This is a genomic window from Bacillus sp. JJ1532, from assembly GCF_036965085.1.
GTDB lineage: Bacteria > Bacillota > Bacilli > Bacillales > Cytobacillaceae > Cytobacillus.
This window is the reverse complement of sequence record NZ_JBALOW010000123.1, coordinates 1-3,350: the sequence shown is the minus strand read 5'-3', so window position 1 is coordinate 3,350 and position 3,350 is coordinate 1. Positions and strand designations below refer to the sequence as shown.

The window sequence follows — 3,350 nt, the reverse complement described above, 5'->3', positions numbered from 1 at the left end:
TTCTAAAAGTGTAGTTATTTTTGTTATTATCATTTCAAAATTCTCTCTTAAACTTATTTCATCGAGATCGCATTCCTTCACTCTAGCTTTAATGTTTACGGATATAACCAAAATATTTCCATCCTTTGTCTAAAAAAAGAAATATTAACAATATCATAGATGCTAATATAGCCTAATTCCTAGATTCAAATTCTAGTATTAATCTGAAATAAGCTCCATTTTCTCTACTATGTTTTCTATTACTGAATTTATATTTGCATAACCATGATAACGAACATATATAACGGCTTTTCCCATAGAAGCAAACACTTCTTTCGACTCTTCTTCCTCATGAACAATCAAAAGATCCAAATCTGGATGCTTTGTTTCAACAAACTCTCTATGACTATTTTCATAACTATATCTTTTTATTAAATCAGAAATCAGATGATCCGCTATAGATGGAACACTGAGCTGAAAAACCCTTGTATGAATACTTGGTGAATATTCACCACTGCCATCCTCCCACATTTTTCCCGGGACTACCCCGTTTTCATCTGTATCATATTGCACTGGTGCCAACGGACTCCAATCATACGAATACCGATTATCCCAATCAACATTATCTCTCATATATGAAGATTCCCCCCGAACCAAAGCAGGATTCTGCTCTACATCTGCTAATCTGACAATCGGTAAGTCAAGACTTGCTTCTGGCAATGTTTTTGTATAACCTTTTACAAGCTGTGTGAATGGAAGTATAGCACTCAATCCAACAACGATTGTAAAAAATAAAGCTATAATAGAATTTAATCGATAGTGCCTCTTCCAAGGAGCATGATGATCAATAGGTTTTCCTTCGATCAGATCTTTTCGCAAAACACGAATGGATATAGCTGCTTGCAGCGATGTATAGGCCATATATCCAAAGAAAATGGTTAAAACAGTTTGTTGAATAACCATCCCTTCGACCAAAATGAAGGTAGGTGTCCCATCGAGAAACCAAATAGAAAACAACATACCGATCATTAAGATAATTGCAGCTACAGTTATACATGCATTCTTAGCTAATTTCTTATCTAGTTTCTTTAATGTATAAGATTGTTCTGCGGGGTCTGTATGAATCTCTGGTGCATTAAGCTCAACAGGGGATGAAAATACGTGAAAAAAATTATAGCTCGTCACATAGTCCCATCCACTTTCAGCATACATCTGTATTTGTTCTGGTGTGATCTTCATAGATACATCAATTCTGTACCTCATTTTTTGGGGCTCACCTTTAACAAATTCGGCAAAATGCAGTCTCATCCTTTTCAGTTGGAATCCCTCAGCAGCCATATCTGCAAACCAGCTTTCATGCTCCCCGATTCGCCAATAATCACTGGGACGAAGTTTGTAGACAGTCTTATTCATTCTCTTCACCTTCTTCTAAAATATTGCCGTCTTTTATCAAGGATTTTAATCTCCTATACTCTATGCGCAGAGCTTGTTCTCCTTCTGGTGTAATTTGATAAGTTTTTCTTCGGCCATCATCTTCTTCTAATGAAATAAGACCGTCTTTTTGCATTCGTGATAGTACTCCATAAAGTGTCCCCGGTCCCATTTTTACTCTGCCATTCGAAACTTCTGTAATTGCATGCATAAGCTGATAACCATGGTTTGGATGCATCAGCGCTAGCAGTACATAATACATTGCTTCGGTCATCGGCCCTCCATTATATGCCATTTTCATACAAACCTACTTTCATTCTTTAACATATTATGTTATACGATATATCGTATAACATAATAGTACTTCGTTAAACACTTTTTGTAAATACAGAATATGGTGTAAAAAACCAAATCTGTAAAACTTGTACCTATGTACACCAACGCTTGCAAGATATTCTCCGCCCATCTCTTCTAAATCCGTTGTTTTTCTCGTTCCCGCTCTGTAGGATGCATTTATTCTGTCATTTAAGTATTGAATCACGAAGGAAAAAGGAATAGTTATCCAGTACTCTACTCCCCTAATAAAGTATAGGTACCTCCTTCTAATTTTAAAAAAACTCATTAAAACTATTATGGCAAATATAATACGTTACGAATGACCATAACGAAAAATCAATAATATTAAACATTAACTTAATATTATTGATTTTTTTATCAAAGAAATTAAGTTTTATTATTTATTATTTTTATTTATTGTTATATAATCGAATCAACAAAAAGGAAGGATTTTCATTATGGCATATCAAGTAATTACAAATTGTCCTGTCTGCAGTAAAACTTTAAAAATTACAAAGTTGCAATGCACTCATTGTCACACTACGATTGAAAATGAGTTTGAATTATCTAAGCTGGCATCCTTATCAAAGGATCAACTGCATTTCGTAGAAGTATTTATTACATGCAGAGGGAATATCAAAGAAGTTGAAAAGGAACTGGGTATTTCGTATCCAACGGTTCGAAGCAAACTAACAGACATCATTTCATCCCTTGGATATGTGCAGAAGAAGAAAAATGAAGTTGACGAGAAAAAAGTTGTCACCATGTTGGAAAATGGCGAAATCACACCAGAAGAAGCCATTAAGCTCTTAAAAGAGTAATAGGAGGAATGGATCATGAAAGAGGAAATTACAAGAGTGTTAACAATGGTTCAAGAAGGGAAGATTGATGCAGATAAGGGTTCAGAACTGATTCAAGTATTAAAAGAGAAAGAAGAAACAGGTAATAAGCTTTTTGAAAAACCAGCAAAATATTTAGATAAAACATTAAAAATTCGTGTTGTATCAACCGAAAATGATAACGTCACGGTCAATTTGCCTATAAAACTTGTCAAGGCAGTATTAATGGCTGGACACAGCATCGCAGCGAGTATTCCTCAATCGGAAAAATACGTTAAAGATATAGACATAAACCTTATTATTGAAGCAATCGAAAACGAATTAGATGGCCAAATTGTTGATATTAAATCGGCAAACGGGGATACCGTTTCGGTCATCATTGATTAGTGGTTTGCTTATGATGCATGTAAAAGTGAAAGCAAAAGACGTTCGGTTTACCATCCCCATCCCATATGCTATTTTAAACATTGTTATTTCCATTTTGTCTTCAAAATTTCTTCAGCAAAATGTAAACAAATGGACAAAAGAGCACTTCGAAAGAAAAAAACTGGACTTTACCTTTCCACTAATAGACAAAAATACGCTAAAGCCTATCGTCGAGGTACTGAAAAATTATAAGGGGATAGTGCTAGTAGATGTCAAAGCTAAGGACGGTACTGAGGTTAAGGTTAGACTATAATTTATTTTCTAATACACTTGGTACTTTGAAAAAAAGCTTAATTTTCTCGCTTACAATACCGTGAAAATTGTAGAAAGACAGTATAG

5 protein-coding genes are annotated in these 3,350 nt (G+C 34.5%); 3 read left to right on the top strand and 2 right to left on the bottom strand.

Annotated elements, in window-relative coordinates; genetic code table 11:
* Nucleotides 1–198: 198 nt before the first annotated feature.
* Together V7122_RS24605 and V7122_RS24600 are read right to left on the bottom strand one after the other, a co-directional pair.
* Nucleotides 199–1,392, bottom strand: coding sequence for a DUF2812 domain-containing protein (locus V7122_RS24605; protein WP_335354745.1), 1,194 nt, complete (start codon nt 1,390–1,392; stop codon nt 199–201).
* Complete coding sequence (locus tag V7122_RS24600; RefSeq protein WP_335354744.1) at nt 1,385–1,684, bottom strand: PadR family transcriptional regulator; 300 nt, start codon at nt 1,682–1,684, stop codon at nt 1,385–1,387. Before V7122_RS24600 ends, V7122_RS24605 begins: the two co-directional genes overlap by 8 nt.
* Before the next feature lie 520 nt (nt 1,685–2,204).
* Here V7122_RS24600 and V7122_RS24595 point away from each other — a divergent pair.
* Genes V7122_RS24595 through V7122_RS24585 form a run of 3 tightly spaced genes read left to right on the top strand, consistent with a single transcriptional unit; the run spans nt 2,205 to nt 3,264 of the window.
* Nucleotides 2,205–2,567, top strand: coding sequence for a DUF2089 domain-containing protein (locus tag V7122_RS24595; RefSeq protein WP_335354743.1), 363 nt, complete (start codon nt 2,205–2,207; stop codon nt 2,565–2,567).
* A gap of 15 nt (nt 2,568–2,582) precedes the next feature.
* Entirely contained in the window at nt 2,583–2,972 is a 390-nt protein-coding gene (locus V7122_RS24590; protein WP_335354742.1) for an SHOCT-like domain-containing protein, read from the top strand.
* Nucleotides 2,973–2,982: 10 nt separating this feature from the next.
* A complete protein-coding gene (locus tag V7122_RS24585) occupies nt 2,983–3,264 on the top strand; it encodes a hypothetical protein (protein ID WP_335529778.1) in 282 nt (93 codons plus the stop codon).
* Nucleotides 3,265–3,350: the final 86 nt, after the last annotated feature.